Raw genomic sequence first — 333 nt, 5'->3', positions numbered from 1 at the left:
CTCAGATCTCCTCTACGCTTTCCTTTGTATCAACAGCACCGACATGAACTCAGTGGCTGCAGAGTTTGAGGCTCTAGGCGTCATCGCAATTACAGATTGAGCTCGCCTTTTCGTCATAAACGCCACATCTACATGAAAGCGCTCTGCTGGTCCAGCTGACATTGCTTAAACTGGTCAAGGTAGAACTGGCACGAGCTGATGTCGTTGCTGTTGGAGTTGAGACACTCCAGGAAGGCCTTCTGGTCAGCGCCACACTGGTTCTGCTGCGGTGGCTGCGCGGCCTGGTGGTCCAGTGAAGTCGGGGCACTCTCCTGCTGCTGCGGAGAATTCGAG

At 54.4% G+C, this 333-nt stretch carries 1 protein-coding gene; it reads right to left on the bottom strand.

From position 1 onward, the window contains the following. Positions 1-128: 128 nt before the first annotated feature. On the bottom strand, positions 129-333 hold a 205-nt coding region (locus L9G74_RS20070; RefSeq protein WP_238898541.1), incomplete at its 5' end, for a coiled-coil-helix-coiled-coil-helix domain-containing protein.

This window comes from Shewanella electrica (assembly GCF_022321485.1).
GTDB lineage: Bacteria > Pseudomonadota > Gammaproteobacteria > Enterobacterales > Shewanellaceae > Shewanella > Shewanella electrica.
The sequence above is the reverse complement of the archived record's forward strand: the minus strand, read 5'-3'. Positions and strand labels throughout refer to the sequence as shown.